Annotated in this window: 12 protein-coding genes; 5 read left to right on the top strand and 7 right to left on the bottom strand. The window is 44.0% G+C overall.

Features of this window, described 5'->3' with window-relative positions:
* Positions 1-49 precede the first annotated feature (49 nt).
* The 5 genes from ACE1OE_RS07295 to ACE1OE_RS07275 form a co-directional block, all read right to left on the bottom strand.
* Entirely contained in the window at positions 50-3,163 is a 3,114-nt protein-coding gene (locus ACE1OE_RS07295) for a beta-galactosidase (RefSeq protein WP_449210588.1), read from the bottom strand.
* A 12-nt stretch (positions 3,164-3,175) separates the two neighbouring features.
* Complete coding sequence (locus ACE1OE_RS07290; RefSeq protein WP_449210587.1) at positions 3,176-3,991, bottom strand: carbohydrate ABC transporter permease; 816 nt, start codon at positions 3,989-3,991, stop codon at positions 3,176-3,178.
* On the bottom strand, positions 3,991-4,908 hold the full coding sequence (locus tag ACE1OE_RS07285; protein ID WP_102468419.1) for a carbohydrate ABC transporter permease: 918 nt from the start codon (positions 4,906-4,908) through the stop codon (positions 3,991-3,993). Before ACE1OE_RS07285 ends, ACE1OE_RS07290 begins: the two co-directional genes overlap by 1 nt.
* A 71-nt stretch (positions 4,909-4,979) precedes the next feature.
* Entirely contained in the window at positions 4,980-6,239 is a 1,260-nt protein-coding gene (locus ACE1OE_RS07280; protein WP_102468418.1) for an ABC transporter substrate-binding protein, read from the bottom strand.
* A 309-nt stretch (positions 6,240-6,548) separates the two neighbouring features.
* Positions 6,549-7,481 carry a LysR family transcriptional regulator gene (locus tag ACE1OE_RS07275; protein ID WP_449210586.1) on the bottom strand — a complete coding sequence of 311 codons (933 nt, stop codon included), beginning with the start codon at positions 7,479-7,481 and terminating at the stop codon, positions 6,549-6,551.
* Positions 7,482-7,568: 87 nt separating this feature from the next.
* Between ACE1OE_RS07275 and chrA the strand changes: the two genes are divergently transcribed.
* From chrA to ACE1OE_RS07260, 3 genes are all read left to right on the top strand, one after another.
* Positions 7,569-8,765, top strand: coding sequence for a chromate efflux transporter (gene chrA / locus ACE1OE_RS07270; protein WP_449210585.1), 1,197 nt, complete (start codon positions 7,569-7,571; stop codon positions 8,763-8,765).
* A 217-nt stretch (positions 8,766-8,982) separates the two neighbouring features.
* Positions 8,983-10,116: an HD domain-containing phosphohydrolase gene (locus ACE1OE_RS07265; RefSeq protein ID WP_449210584.1), complete on the top strand. Its 1,134-nt coding sequence runs from the start codon at positions 8,983-8,985 to the stop codon at positions 10,114-10,116.
* Between the two features lie 193 nt (positions 10,117-10,309).
* A complete protein-coding gene (locus ACE1OE_RS07260; protein ID WP_449210583.1) occupies positions 10,310-11,995 on the top strand; it encodes an AMP-binding protein in 1,686 nt (561 codons plus the stop codon).
* A 123-nt stretch (positions 11,996-12,118) separates the two neighbouring features.
* Here ACE1OE_RS07260 and ACE1OE_RS07255 read toward each other — a convergent pair whose 3' ends face one another.
* Entirely contained in the window at positions 12,119-12,358 is a 240-nt protein-coding gene (locus ACE1OE_RS07255; protein WP_372059280.1) for a DUF1127 domain-containing protein, read from the bottom strand.
* 91 nt (positions 12,359-12,449) lie between these two features.
* Between ACE1OE_RS07255 and ACE1OE_RS07250 the strand changes: the two genes are divergently transcribed.
* Entirely contained in the window at positions 12,450-13,397 is a 948-nt protein-coding gene (locus tag ACE1OE_RS07250) for a LysR substrate-binding domain-containing protein (RefSeq protein ID WP_449210582.1), read from the top strand.
* Positions 13,382-13,531, top strand: a complete 150-nt coding sequence (locus ACE1OE_RS07245; protein WP_449210581.1) for a hypothetical protein — start codon at positions 13,382-13,384, stop codon at positions 13,529-13,531. The genes ACE1OE_RS07250 and ACE1OE_RS07245 overlap by 16 nt, the downstream gene beginning before the upstream one ends.
* A 15-nt stretch (positions 13,532-13,546) precedes the next feature.
* Here the strand turns inward: ACE1OE_RS07245 and fusA are convergent, their stop codons facing one another.
* Positions 13,547-15,634 (bottom strand): elongation factor G, encoded by a 2,088-nt coding sequence (gene fusA, locus ACE1OE_RS07240; RefSeq protein ID WP_265673748.1) that lies wholly within the window; start codon positions 15,632-15,634, stop codon positions 13,547-13,549.
* Positions 15,635-15,924: the final 290 nt, after the last annotated feature.

Here is a 15,924-nt window from a genome sequence, read left to right as displayed (position 1 = left end):
GGCTTGTATTCGCCTATCGCTCACGATTCGCTCAATGAAAGTTACGCTTCTATATGTCTGCCATTGTCAGCACGAACTGGTAACGGTATTGCCTAGCCAGTAGTTTGAACTCGTCATGGACACTTGGCGTCCATGAATCATCGCCACCGACGCCCATATGGAAACCATCAAGGCGCACAAATAGGCAACCACTATCCACCAGCTCATTGGTGTGCTTTGCCATTTTTAGACTGTCCGTGGTATAGCGACTGACTGATAGCTGATGGTCACCCCGAACCTGAAGTGCGCCGATTTGGCTCTCTTTTACATCACTGCGTAATCCACAATCTGTCGGAAAGATATAAGGAGTATGCATGTCGTCGACCGAGACGTGGTAGCGCCCTATGTGAGCGGCCAGTTTTCGGTCTGGGTAGTTTTCAAACGGTCCTCGTCCATACCAACTCACCGACTCACTCGTGTTAGCAAGCGCTAACTCCATCCCAACTCTAGGAAGTGAAGGCAGCCCTTGTGCGGCATCAACTAGGACATCAATCCGGACTTCACCATCTTGATAAATAGACATCGTCCATACCGTTTCAAAAACTAATGTTCCTTCAAAGGTATAGGCTCGACGAGCTTCGACTTGGTAATGCTGCTGACGAGCAAAGTGCTCAAAGCCAATACATTGCGAGTGCAGTTTCGACAAACCAGCTGTGTCCCAGCGTGCCATCCATGTATTGGGATCAATGCGGTCGGCTTCACTAGTACCAATATCATTATCAAGCGGCGCGCGATAAAAGTTATCTCGCAGCGCTTGTTGCAACTTCTCATCGCCTGCCACTATCCAAGACGTCAACTCTCCCGTCTTCATATCAAATTCGATCGACTGTTCATTGGCATGCAACGTCAAGCTATCGCCTTTAACCAGCGCTTCTGGTACGCCCGACTCATTGCGCGTGTTCGCTTGTAAACCAAAGCAGCTCGGCAGAATGATTTGCTCGCAAGACACGATATGGTTTGAGTCTGACCAAGCCGTCGCATTAGGCTTAACAATCTCAATATTTAGGTGATACTCGCACCCGGGTTTAGCCTCAGGGAGACTCGGCGCAAGCTGCATGTCCATGTGGCCCAGCGCCTCTATGTCGATGCTGTTTTCACCCTGTGTAACCACATGACCATTCTCAGTAATCGTCCAACGCAGAATTTCATCTTGTGTCGTGGTAAATAGGTACTCACTCTCAATTCGGATGCACAATGGTGAGGTCGTTAGCAAAGATACACTATGGAACTGCTGAGCTTTTTTAGCCTCAAAAAGTGTTGGATGTACCGTTCTATCAGGGAAGATTAAGCCGTTGATGCAAAATTGACGATCATTAATTTCATCACCAAAATCGCCGCCATAGGCCCAATATTTTTTGCCAGTCTCATCGGTTTTAGTCAGCCCTTGATCGACCCAGTCCCAAATGAACCCGCCTTGCAAACGTGGATGTTCGCGGAACGCCTGCCAATATTTATCAAAACTGCCGAGGCTATTCCCCATCGCATGCGCATATTCACATAAAATAAGTGGTCGCTTCTCACCTGGCATTCCTAACCATTTTTTAATCCCCAGCTTAGGGGTCACACTTGGGTCAACTGGATGGCGTTGGTCGCTGTCTACTCTTGCGTACATCGGGACGATAATATCTGTCGCTGCAGTGTCCGAACCCCCGCCTTCATACTGCACTGGGCGAGAAGGATCGCGCTGCTTAGTCCACTGATACATGGCATGGTGATTGTTACCAATACCCGATTCATTACCTAGAGACCAAATAATGATGGAGGGGTGGTTTTTATCGCGCTCCACTAGGCGAGTCATACGACGCAAGTAAGCATTCATCCATGTCGCATCGTTCGACAATCGGCACATAGGGAATTGACCATGTGTTTCAATATTAGCCTCATCGACGAGGTAAAGGCCAAACTCATCGCAAAGCTCATACCAAAGAGGATCATTAGGGTAATGGGCAGTACGCACCGCATTGAAGTTGTGCTGTTTGAGCAGTTTTATATCTTCAATCATGCCTTCACGAGTCAGGGTATGACCTGTTTCTGGGTGGTGTTCATGTCGATTCACGCCTCGTACTAGAATCGCTTTTCCGTTCACTTTCAATTGGCCTGCCGTGATCTCTACGCAACGAAAACCAACGTTGTAGGCCTCGCAGTCAAGTAATCGACCAGACTCATCTTTGAGTGATACAACCAATCGATATAGGTTAGGCGCTTCAGCACTCCACTTTTTAGGATTGTCGATAGCAACACGATGTTCGGCTACCTCTTGCCAAGGGCCTTTTTCATCAATAATACGCTGACCAAAACTCGATGCTTGTTTACCAAAGACACTCTGTCCTTCAGCATCAAATAACTCAATTTCGACGATGGCTGACGCTTGTTCTAGCTTAGAGGTCATACTAAGTTTGGTCGACACGTTCAGTTTCGCGTCTCGATAACAGGCATCAAGCTCGGTGTTAACCTCTACATCAGAAATCGCCATGTTAGGCTTACAGCATAGGGTCACATTGCGGAAAATACCGCTCAACCACCACATGTCTTGATCTTCTAAATACGAACCATCCGACCAACGAAGGACCATCACGGTGAGTTGGTTTTCACCTTGTTGCAACACGTCAGAAAGGTCAAATTCAGCCGCTAAACGACTGTCTTGCGAATACCCAACCCAAGTGTCATTCACCCATAAATGAAACGCTGAATTCACACCATCGAATGTAACGGTATGACGCTTAGCATTGTCTAAAACGTCCATATCAAATACGACGCGGTACACACCGGTTGGGTTATCTTGCGGGACAAACGGCGGCGTATCGGCGAACGGGTACTTAACATTGGTATAAATGGGTTTATCAAAGCCTTGTAATTGCCAGTTGCTTGGCACGGTAATCGGCGACCATTGACTGTCATCAAAGCCACGAGTAATGACGTCTTCTTGGACTAATTCAGGCTGTGAGAACAACTGAAACTTCCATTCCCCATTGAGGGAACGACGATTTGTTGATGGTTGATTTTCTCGTGCTGCCAGCTCACTGTGAAACGCATGTAAAGGCGCATGGGCATCAAGAACATTATGATGTGTGACATGCTGATTTTCCCACTCACGCGCGGACAAAATTTCACTAAAAGTTCTCATGGTAAATTCTCGCTATTTCACAGAGCCAGTCATGCCGGCCACAAATTGTTTCTGCATTAAAAGGAATACGGCTAGGGTGGGTAGCGTCGCCACAACGGTCCCTACCATGATGATGCCAAAATCAGGAAAGTAAGCGGAAGAAAGCGACGACAATACAAGGTTGATCGTTTTCAACTCGGCTGACTGTAGAACAATCAGCGGCCATAAAAAGGCGTTCCAAGACGTCATAAAGACAATAATGAATGCGGCTGCATACGTTGTTTTCATTACCGGCATGTAAACAAAGAGGTAAATCTTCCAATCTTTCACGCCATCCACTCGCGCTGCATCAATGAGTTCAGATGGAAAGGCTTTGGTGCACTGACGGAAGTAAAACACAATAAAAACAGAAGCAATGGTCGGCAGCATCACCGCCAAGTGCGTATCTAAAAGTCCGGCTTTTGCCATTAAGGTAAAAAGCGGAATCATGAGTGCGGCAAAGGGAATCATCATCGTTAAGAGCATCGCACTATAAACGCGATCGCGGATTTTGCTTTTATAGATCTCAAACCCATAACCAGCCATGGAGGACAGCAGCAAGGTAAACAAGGTGCTAATAATGGCGATTTTTGATGTGTTGTAAAAAATCTGCCAGAGATCCACCTGCTCATTCAACTTCATTAGGTTGACGAATAGCTGATCACCAAACGTAAACTTACCCGTGTTGACTTGAGTCGCGGTATTGGTGCTTGATACAACCATCCAATAAAATGGAAACAATGACACTAAAGAGAATAATGACAAAAATAGATACATTAGCCAACGTAAGGCTTTATTTTTATTATTCATTATTTGTCCCTCGCAATTCTAAATTGTAGCATCGCTAGAATCGCAGCAAAAAATACAATGACGTAAGATACTGTCGCCGCATAACCAAAGTTAGGAACAAATTTGAAGGACAGATCATAAATATACATCGACAACGTTAATGTTTCATTAGCTGGCCCACCAGCCGTTATATTCACCACTTCATCAAAGAGTTGTAATGTTCCTATTGTTGACATTACGGTTGTAAATAAAATAACAGGTTTTAAAAGTGGCACCGTAATAAAGAAAAACTGCTTAATTGGGCTAACCCCTTCAATGCGAGCGGCTTCATAAATAGATTTATCGATATTTTGCATTGCAGACAAGAAGAAGATCATGTTGTAGCCAGTCCAGCGCCACGTGATTGCAATAATGATCGTCACCTTGGCCCAGAAAGGATCCGCCATCCATGGGATTGGCCCATCAACTAACCCCGTCCAAAGTAGGAAGGAGTTTACAATACCTTCGTAAGAAAACATGCTTTTGAACAAAATGGAATACGCCACGAGTGAGGTCACACATGGCAAAAATATGGCCAACCTAAATAAACTTCTAAATTTAAGGTTTGGGGCATTTAAGCACGATGATAAAGCTAACGAAAGTAATATCATCACTGGAACTTGGATAATTAAAAATATGAAAGTGTTCGATAATGCCTTAAGAAAAACCGGATCATTAAATAAACGAACAATATTTCCAAAACCTACAAATTGCGTAACAATACCGCGACCAGAATGGAGTGATATCCATAACGAACTTATGATTGGGTAAATCATAAACAAAGAAACCAATATTACTGCAGGTAATACAAACCCCCAGCCGTTTATATCATAGAATCTTTGAAAGCTATTTTTATTATTTTTTTTAGTGGTTTTAACCGTCTTAGTTAATTCACTCATACTCTCACCAATAAAAGAAGAAAAGGCCCCCACCCTGACTCGCAGCAGAAATGGGGGCAAAAGAAAAGCGGTTATTGGATCTGATATTTTAATTGTTGCTCTACGCTCTCTAGCACTTTCTCAACGGGTGCGCCTTGCATGATAGATGGCATTTGCGCTGCAATTGCTGCATCCACTTCATAGGTAAACATACCGTAGTTGACTGATGGGATTTCAGCAGCCCATTTATTGAAGTCTGCGTATATTTTCTGACCATTGAAGTAACCATCTTCATGTTGATACGCTTCTGTATTACCAGCAGGTAAGTAAGAGCCTACCGCACCTTGCTGTTTCAAGATCTGATTATAAAACTCTTTATCGGTCCCAAATGTCGCGTTAAGAAAATCAATGGCAGCCGCCTTCTCTTGCGATGCATTTAACACATACCAGCTTGATCCCCCAAGGTTAGAGCTGTTCACCGCGCCTTCAATGTCCAATCGTGGCGTTGGCGCGACTGCCCATTTACCTTCTTGTCCTTCACCCGCTTGAACCGATGCGGTAATCCAAACACCTGAAGTAATAGAGGCAACCGCACCACTATTTACCGCTCCTACCCACTCAGACCAACCTATCGTTGGACGAGCAATATCCTTAACATGGAAGTCGCGGAAAATTTTGATGCCTTCAATCAATGCTTGGTTATCTTTGATATTCAGGCTGCCATCTTGATTAAAATACCAGCTGCCAGCACCTTGAATCATCACACGTAATAAACCTAGATCAGACGGGTTATTACCCAGCATCGCGATACCGGTTTTCTCTTTAACTTGTTGACCAATTTCAATGAAACGTTCCCAAGTAATATTCTCAAGATCTTTCGCAGTAAAACCTGCTTTTTCAATGATATCAGTACGGTAATATAGGCCCGTCACACCAGTATCGAACGGTAAACCATACACCTCGTCATTGAGTGTCATTACGCTCACTTTATAAGGGGCAAACTGGCTATAATCGATAGCATCAGTCATGGGAGCAAATGAACCTGGATAGGATTGCAGGTATTTTTGTGCGTTATAGTCTTCGATCAACACCACGTCAGGTAATGCTGATGTCACGCCTGAAGCCAGCATGGTGTGTAGCTTTTGTTCAATATCGGCCTTAGCAAAATCAACCACTTTAACATTCACGTCTGGGTGCTTTGCCTCGTACTTCTCCGCGGCTTCTTTCATGATGGCAACGTTAAAATTGGGATCCCACGCCCACACGGTTAGATCTTTGGCAAACGCCGTTTGACCTAAGCAAGCAACGCCAACAGCGGTAGCGACCAATCCTTTAATTAAATGCTTCTTCATAATTATTATTCTCTTTATGTAGGGAGTTCATTTCACATTGGAAACGTTTACATAAAGAATCTAACATCTATTTTTTACAAAAAAACCGATAAATTAATAAATTTGACGTACGTGCACTGACAAAATTTCTACGATGTGGAATCGGTCACTAAATTTACATTATCCATATCAGCGCACTCATCATGCCCTCTATGAATCATGGTGACTATCCGAGGATTGTATCTTTTTATACAAAAGTGGTAATGGTTACACGACCTGCAGCAGAAAATACTATCGCCCTTGCACTGAATAAAAGTGAGCTAAATGACGCTACGATAACTGCTCCACAATCGACTCATACAAAGCATCTCTTAACCAGGCCACTTTATGGCTCATATGCAGGTGCGCTTTCCATATCAATGTGATATCAAAATCGGCGACAGGTACCGGTGGGGGAACGGCCGTTAAAGTCGCCTGCATAAGACTTATTTCGGCCATTTTTTTAGGCACAATAGCAAACATTTCCCGGCCATGAATCAGGCGACCAATCGTTAAGAAATTCCTTGAAATAGCCTTGACGGTACGCTCTTCACCAATCGCATCGAGGTATTTATCAACGGGGGAATGAAATTGCCCATTGGGACTGACGAGACAATGTGGCTTTGAAACAAAAGTGGCGATATCAAGGGTCGTAACATCACAAACAGAAGCATCATAAATACAGACATGTTGTTCGGTGTATAAGACTTGTGAAGAAAACGAGGTATCTAGATCGGTAATGCTACCGATCATAATGTCTAGATTCTCTTGCTCATATATCTGAGTATAGTTATCTCTGTTTACGTTAATAAATCGAAGCTTTGCCTTTGGGGCTTGAGACATCACAGCATCGTAAATAATAGGAGCAAAAATAAACTCGGCATAATCCGTCAAACCAATCTTACAAACACCGTCATACTCTTTTGGTAGGAACTCCTGCTTGGGTAAGACCTTAAATTCAAACAGGTTCAGTATTTGTTGAACGGTAGGAAATAATTCGCTGGCCCGCTCCGTCGGCACCATTTTATGGCCTTTTCTTTCAAATAACGTGTCGTGGCACAACACGCGTAACTTTGAGAGACTGTGGCTCATCGCAGACTGACTAACATAACTTTTGGCCGCAGCATCGGATACACTCTGTGTTTGGTAAAGATGATAAAATGCCACAAGCAGATTCAGGTCGACACGCTTCCAATCCACCACATCTAATCCTGTTTTAATCATAGTTACTATCCAATCTATTAATTTGAGTCATTATACTGCAGTCCGTATTATTTGCATTAATTGAAAACCTTAGCTAAAGGCTACCTTGTGAGCACATTAACCAAAGACTCAGCCCCAAATACCTCCTTTTTTGCCATATTTAAATTATTCTTTGCCCTCGGCTGGGTAAGTTTTGGCGGCCCTGCCGCCCATATCGGATATTTTAGGCAAACATTTGTCGAAAAACTGCAGTGGTTGTCTGACGAGGAATACGCTCAATTGGTCGCCCTTAGTCAGTTCCTCCCAGGGCCGGGATCGAGTCAGGTGGGCTTTGCCGTTGGTTATCAGCGAGCGGGTTTAGGGGGCGGGATTATGGCCTTTCTTGGCTTTACTTTGCCTTCTGTCATTCTCATGCTCGCGCTGGCGCTACTCAGCAGTCAGCTAACCGAGTCGAGTTATTTCCAAAATATCGTCCATGGTTTAAAGCTTCTCGCCGTTGTTGTTGTGGCAGATGCAACATGGGGGATGTATAAGAATTTCTGCCAACAAAAACTCACCGTTACCATTTGCATCATTACTGCCGTCGCATTGTTACTATTTCAAAGTATTGCGACACAAATTATTGTATTGCTTGCCGCCGCAGCGGTGGGCATTTATTACTTAGCCGCCCCTGATTTGCGCTCGTCCAATGCCAAACTCAAACTCTCTTATACTCCAATCATTCTATTTGTTGTTTTATTAATTGGATTACCGTTGCTTTCCTGGGTATCACCATCGTTGCAACTCTTCTCTGAATTTTATCAAGCAGGTAGCCTAGTCTTTGGTGGCGGTCATGTTGTCCTTCCTTTATTGCAAAATATTGTTGGCGACCAGATCACTCAAGATACCTTCCTGACCGGTTATGCGGCCGCCCAAGCCGTTCCTGGCCCTATGTTTACTTTTGCCACCTTTATCGGCTACGAACTCATGCCAAGTGCACCCATTTGGGGAGCTATCGTTGCAACATTAGGTGTATTTATTCCTGGTTTCCTATTATTGATTGGGGTACTCAAAAACTGGCAGCACTTGGCTACAATACCGGCTATTTCAGGTGCACTTAATGGCGTGAATGCCTCAGTCGTTGGACTGCTGCTTGCCGCGCTCTATCAGCCAGTATTTACCAGCGCAGTAATGGCACCCATCGATCTTGCTTGGATCATGGTTGGCGCGTTATTAATGAAGCAATTTAAGCTCCCGATCGTGTGGATGGTGGCCTTTTTTGCTGTTGCCGGTGTTATAAGCCCAATGATGATAAACTTAATTTAAATCAATAATTGCTCTGATTTTAACCAATTTAACTCGTCATACTATACGGCAAGTCTTACACTGAATTAGGGGTAGGCTTGCCAGCATTGTTGCCTTTCCATCAATATCTTAAGCTTATCCCTCAACAGTTCACCACATTACTTTTACGCCGTATTCATTAACGCTAGTCATTACATAAGGTCACGCCATAGAAGTAACACACGTTTAGGAGATCAGTATGAGAATGGAATATGGAGCTCATAATCAAAACGCTCGTCATCACATCTACTCTATCAACCACGAATTAGAGACGATTCATCATACGTTACGCCATGATGTCCCTGCACTAAGTCGCATGTCGATAGCCCTATTTGACTCCACACATTCACAGCTGCATACCTTTGCCCACAGTACAAACGAAGGTCAGCCATTAGTTCGGTATCGTGCGCCTATCTCTGTATCGACAACGCTTGGCCAACTCGCTTACAAACAAACACATCGCGTAATCAATGACATTAGCAATAGTGTGGTACCGACTTCCCCTCATTCAAGCTGGCTACTGGAACAAAACCACTTGGCATCTCTAACAATGCCAATCATGGATGGCAACCAATTCACGGGTATGCTGTTTCTAGACGCCAATCAAAGCGGCTTTTTCGATAGCCTAACCACAGACGAACTGATCATGCGTACGCAACCGATCAGAGATCTCGTGTGCGAACAAAGTACGTTAATCGAAGCAACAGAAGCTCTGGGGCACTCCGTTCGCACCACATCATTATCGGGTAAAAAAGACAACATTGAGCATGCGTATCGAGTTGGTCAATATTCCAGAATAATTGCTAATCATGTTGCGGCTTTATACCAACTCGATGATGAAAGCATCGACCATATTACCCGCTTTGCATCCTTGCATGATATTGGTAAGTATTCGACGTTGAGTTCAAAGCAATGCTCGTTATGGTTACAAGACTGGGATAACTCCACACTGATTGCAGGCCGAGTTCAGCAAGGCGTTAACTTAATCAGCCAACTCGCTAACCAAATAAGCGAACGAAAATACGCTTGCACGACCCTGCTTAAAGATATCATTCGCTACCACCATGAGTATCTAGATGGATCTGGATACCCATTCGGTTTAAAACACGAGCAGGTCCCTGTCGCAGCGCGAATCGTTACCATCGCCAATATTTTCGATGCGCTCACTAGCTGCCGCCACTACAGCGAATCTTGGTCACTCATCCATGCATTACTTGAACTCGAAAAAATGGTAGCCCAAGGGCAGCTTGATGGTAATTGTGTCCACTCTCTTCGTTGTAATCAGAGTAAGGTTAGGGACATTATGTTAACCACGAGCCTCTACGAGAGCTAATTCGTCCTGTTCAGCCGGCATTTTACAAGCACATGTTTTGAGTATTTACTCCATTTATGTGCTTGAGACCACGAAATATCATCACTCCCAGCTTGCAGTAAAAACATCATAAGGCTAATATTATATTTGTTAACATTAACTTAACAACAAAATAACTATAAATTATCGTTCTACACGAAAACGGAGTTCAAGAATGATACTGCCTAACGAAAGCACGCTCTCCAGTTGCACACTACCGCCGCCTAATGAAATGATCCTTAAATGGGCGAATGAAAGACCCGATGAGATCTATCTAAAACAGATTATCAATCGCGAATTTGTTGAGTTTACCTATGCTGAGGTCGCTGACAAAGCGCTACGACTCGTATCGTCGCTTAGAGCACTCGGTATTCAACCCGGCGATAAGGTCGCTCTAATTTCGAAAAACTGCGCCGAATGGTTCATCTGTGATCTTGCCCTTATGTTGGGTGACTACATTAGTGTTCCAGTATTTCCCACTGCCGGTGCGGATACCATTGAATACTGTATTACGCACAGTGAAAGTAAAGCGCTCCTTGTTGGTAAACTTGACGATTCAGCCGCCACTGCTCAAGTTATCGCTAACCTGCCTAATGTGGTCAGCATTGCCTTGCCGTATGATACTGCGCCGCCATGCCAGCATACCTTTGTCGATCTCATTGCCCAACATGAACCGAGCGAAGATCGCCCTGTTCACCACGACGATAAGCTGATGTCTTTAGTGTATACCTCGGGTACATCCGGATTACCTAAAGGCGCCATGCTGACTTATGGGGCATTCAGTTGGTCGGTACAGATGCTCATCGATCATATTGGTATCGAAGCCAACGACCGCTTGTTTTCCTATCTACCTCTCGCTCATATTACCGAGCGGGTCTACATCTTTGGTTCCTCGATTCAAGGTGGCGTACAAACCGCTTTCCCGGAATCTCTTGATACCTTTATTGAAGATGTCAAAATGCATCGCCCTACGCTCTTTATCTCAGTTCCTCGTTTGTGGACCTTATTCCAACAACGTATTCAAGATAAATTGCCACAAAAGAAACTCAATCTTTTACTGAAGATCCCCTTCGTTAATTCTCTGATTAAGAAAAAATTAATTGATGGGCTAGGGCTTGATCAAGCCCGTGTATTGGGGTGTGGTTCTGCCCCAGTGTCACCCGCATTACTAGAGTGGTATCACAAGGTTGGCTTGCACATCACCGAAGCATGGGGCATGACAGAAACCTTTGCCTATAGCACCATCAATCATCCGTTCAAGGCAGATAAAATTGGTACTGTGGGTAACGCAGGTCCTGGTATCGAACTCAAAATTGCTGCCGACGAAGAGATCATGGTTCGAAGTAAAGGGTTATTTTCTGGGTACTATAAAAACGACATTGCGACTCAGGAATGTTTTGATAGTGACGGTTGGTTGCATACCGGAGACGTGGGTGCGATTGACTCCGACGGCTATCTAACCATTCAAGGGCGTAAGAAAGATAACTTTAAGACAGCAAAAGGTAAGTTTGTTGCGCCAGTGCCAATAGAGAAAAAACTGTTCGAATACAGCCGAGTTGAAATGATGTGTTTGATCGGCTTAGGGCTACCTGGTCCAATTTTATTGGTTGTGCCACATGACTTCCCTAATTTTGATAAAGATCGTTATGAACGCACTGCGACACGGGTCGTTAAACGTATGAATCAAGAATTAGAGTCTCATGAACAAATCAAGGGCGTACTTATGATTAAAGACCCTTGGAGTATCGAGAACGGCATACTCACGCCAACGTTGAAGATCAAGCGACACCTTCTCGAACAGAAGTATCATGAAATGGGTCATAACTGGCCAAAAGGAAAACTTGTGGTTTGGGAAGAATAACACCCACAATTTTCTTCGCTATGTACGCCTAACGTATAAAAAGAGACGCTCATCGCGTCTCTTTTCTATTGTTGCTAACCACACTACACCCACATCATCGGCTCCTAGGTTCATTATATATCCCTACTGCCAAAACCATTTTCGATACTCTGAATCAACATCGTTTCGAGTTAGACCGATATCCCTTAATGCATGATCAGTCATACCATCAAGTGATTTTCTCGTTGCATAGTTGCGTTGCCATTTCTTTAATATGAATAAGAATTGCTTACTCCAACTCACCTTTCTGACCATCATATCGTGTCGACCAGTGTGAGCATTGTCTGCTGCATCTTGGCAATTCGTTATATTCAAGCTACTCATTGTCTTCCCCTCCTCGCTTTTGATTAAGTTTCGTGCAATTCTTATCGTGTGACAAACGATCAAAACTGACATTGAGTTAAGGAAAACTTACGTGAAAGATCGACTCCCTCCCATGCAAGGGTTGTACTATTTCTATATGGCGGTAGAAAAAGGTAGCTTTAAAGCCGCAGCACAGTCATTGTTTGTGTCGCCTGCGGCCGTCAGTCAACAAATACGTTTACTCGAAGAAACCTTGGGCGCTACTCTGTTTCATCGCGAACATAGGAAGGTTAGATTAACAACTGAAGGGACGTTACTTTTTGAACATACTCAGAAAGGAATTAAGCACCTTCAGCAAGGAGTACACCTTATTAATCAAGATCCTCACCCCACTCGGTTATCCATTTCAACGCTTCCTTCCTTTGCCCAGCATTGGCTTGTTCCTCGTCTACAGGCGTTTCGTGAGTCTCATCCAGACATCGCTATCTTATTAGAACCAACAAATCGGCTCGTGACGTTTCAAGATTCTTCTGTCGATATCAGCATTCGCTATGGCGAAGGTCAATACCCAAGTATCAAGAGCGAACATTTAATGGACGACATTATTTATCCCGTTTGTCATCCTCTCTATCAAGAAAAACATGGTATTTATGGCGTAGACGATTTATCTCAAGCTGATTTAATTGAAGATACATGGCCAGATATGGATTGGAGTTTATGGTTGAACCGCGTCGGAGGAAAGCTAGGTAAGCCAACCCTTCAATACAATGGATCTCATTTTGTCTTAGAAGGTGCGCTAGCGGTACAAGGTGTTGCGTTAATTAAGCACAGTCTAGCCTGTCGTTATCTGCAGGAAGGGACACTCGTAAGGATAGGCAACCAAGCTTTAAGGCCACGATTTTCCTATTTCTTGTGCGCGCCAGAAAACTACTTTAATCGAGATAAAATAGTGTTGTTTTCTCGTTGGCTCAAACAGCAAGTTGCAGATTTTCAAGCTCTTCCACTTGATGATCTGGAGATAATAGAAACGGATTATACATTGGTTTGGAACAATCAATAAGAGGTTTGGAGCAGCCAATAAAAGGTTTAGAGCAGCCAATAAAAGGTTTAGAACAGCCAATAAAAGGTTTAGAACAGCCAATAAAAGGTTTAGAACAGCCAATAAAAAACCCGCCAAAAGGCGGGTTTTTTTAAAGATTAATCAAACAATTACTTGTTCGCTTTCTCTTCTTTAACTTTAGCAATAACTTCTTCTGCAACGTTCATTGGACACGGTGCATAGTGAGCGAATTCCATAGAGAATTGGCCACGACCAGAAGTGATTGTACGTAGGTGACCGATGTAGCCGAACATCTCAGAAAGAGGTACGTCAGCTTTAATACGAACACCAGTAGCGCCAGCTTGTTGGTCTTTGATCATACCACGACGACGGTTAAGGTCACCGATAACGTCACCTACGTGATCGTCTGGAGTGAACACGTCAACGTTCATGATAGGCTCAAGAAGTTGTGCGCCTGCTTTAGGCATAGACTGACGGAATGCGCCTTTCGCTGCGATTTCAAATGCGATTGCAGATGAGTCAACTGCGTGGAAGCCACCGTCGAATAGCTCAACTTCAACGTCTAGCGTTGGGAAGCCAGCAAGAACACCGTTGTCCATCATTCCAGCAAAGCCTTTTTCAACTGCAGGCCAGAATTCTTTAGGAACGTTACCACCAACAACTGTTGATTTGAACGTGAAACCAGAACCAGCTTCGCCAGGCTTGATACGGTAATCGATCTTACCGAATTGACCAGAACCACCAGACTGTTTCTTGTGCGTGTAGCTATCTTCAATTGCTTGAGTGATAGTTTCACGGTAAGCAACTTGAGGAGCACCAACAGTTAGGTCAACACCGTAAGTACGCTTAAGGATGTCAACTTTAATGTCTAGGTGAAGCTCACCCATACCTTTAAGGATGGTTTCGCCAGTTTCTTCGTCAGTTTCAACTTGGAAAGATGGATCTTCTGCAACCATTTTACCGATCGCGATACCCATTTTCTCAGAACCGCCTTTATCTTTTGGAGATACAGCGATTGAGATTACTGGTGTTGGGAAGATCATTGGCTCAAGCGTACACTCGTGCTTAGGATCACATAGAGTGTGACCAGTTTGAACGTTCTTCATACCAACTACAGCGATAATGTCACCCGCTTGAGCTGAAGTAAGTTCGTTACGCTCATCTGCTTGCATCTCAACCATACGGCCGATACGCTCTGTTTTACCAGTTGCAGCGTTAAGGATAGTGTCACCCTTGTTCAGTTTACCTGAGTAAATACGGATAAACGTTAGAGCACCGAAACGGTCGTCCATAATTTTGAACGCTAGCGCACGTAGTGGCTCATCAGCAGATACTGTCGCAACTTCACCAGTTGGTTCGCCAGTTTCTTTGTCTGTTAGTGGTTGAGGATCTACTTCTGTTGGAGCAGGTAGGTAATCAACTACAGCATCAAGAACGATCTGAACACCCTTGTTCTTAAATGCAGAACCACAGAATGTTGGGAAGAACGCTAGGTCACGAGTACCTTTACGGATACAACGCTTGATGTCTTCGATTGAAGGCTCTTCACCTTCCATGTACGCTTCCATTAGGTCGTCGTCTTGCTCTACAGCAGTCTCGATCAACTCTTCACGGTACGCTTCAACGTCATCAACCATGTCCGCAGGAACATCTAGGATTTCGTAGTTTTCTGGAAGACCTGTGTCATCCCAAACGTATGCTTTACGGCTTAGAAGGTCTACAACACCAACGAAGTCATCTTCGCGGCCGATTGGTAGAACCATAACTAGTGGGTTTGCGCCTAGAACGTTTTTAACTTGGTCAACAACGTTAAAGAAATCTGCACCCATACGGTCTAGTTTGTTAACGAAGATCAGACGAGATACTTCTGATTCGTTCGCGTAACGCCAGTTAGTTTCTGATTGAGGCTCAACACCACCAGAACCACAGAATACACCGATACCGCCATCAAGTACTTTAAGTGAACGATATACTTCAACTGTAAAGTCAACGTGTCCAGGAGTATCGATAACGTTTAAACGGTGATCGTTCCAAAAACAGCTAACTGCCGCTGACTGGATAGTAATTCCGCGCTCAGCTTCCTGTTCCATGAAGTCGGTAGTTGATTCACCATCATGAACTTCACCAGTTTTGTGAATCTGGCCAGTAAGTTTAAGGATACGCTCAGTTGTAGTGGTTTTACCCGCATCAACGTGCGCGAAAATACCAATATTTCTGTATTTTGATAAATCAGTCATCGTTTTACTCTGTTAATAGGATATAAAATGCGCGCAGAGTATATCACAATCTGCTAAGACGGATACCATTGCGTGCACTTGCATTAAAAAAAGTTATACCCATAAGCGTCGACTATGACGCAACTTCATCTAAATTAAGATGAAAGCCTGCCCCACTATGCCTCATGCTCGAGAGTACCCTTCATAAGTTCGCAGTTAATTTTAGCTGCTCTTTGTGATTTTTCGATGTCATTTCTAGAAATCACAGCTTTAGTAGGCGACATTCTACCTAAAATTTCAGAAAAGCCACT

This window comes from Vibrio sp. E150_011 (assembly GCF_053544015.1).
Note: the sequence above shows the minus strand (reverse complement) of the source record. Positions and strands in the feature narration are given on the sequence as shown.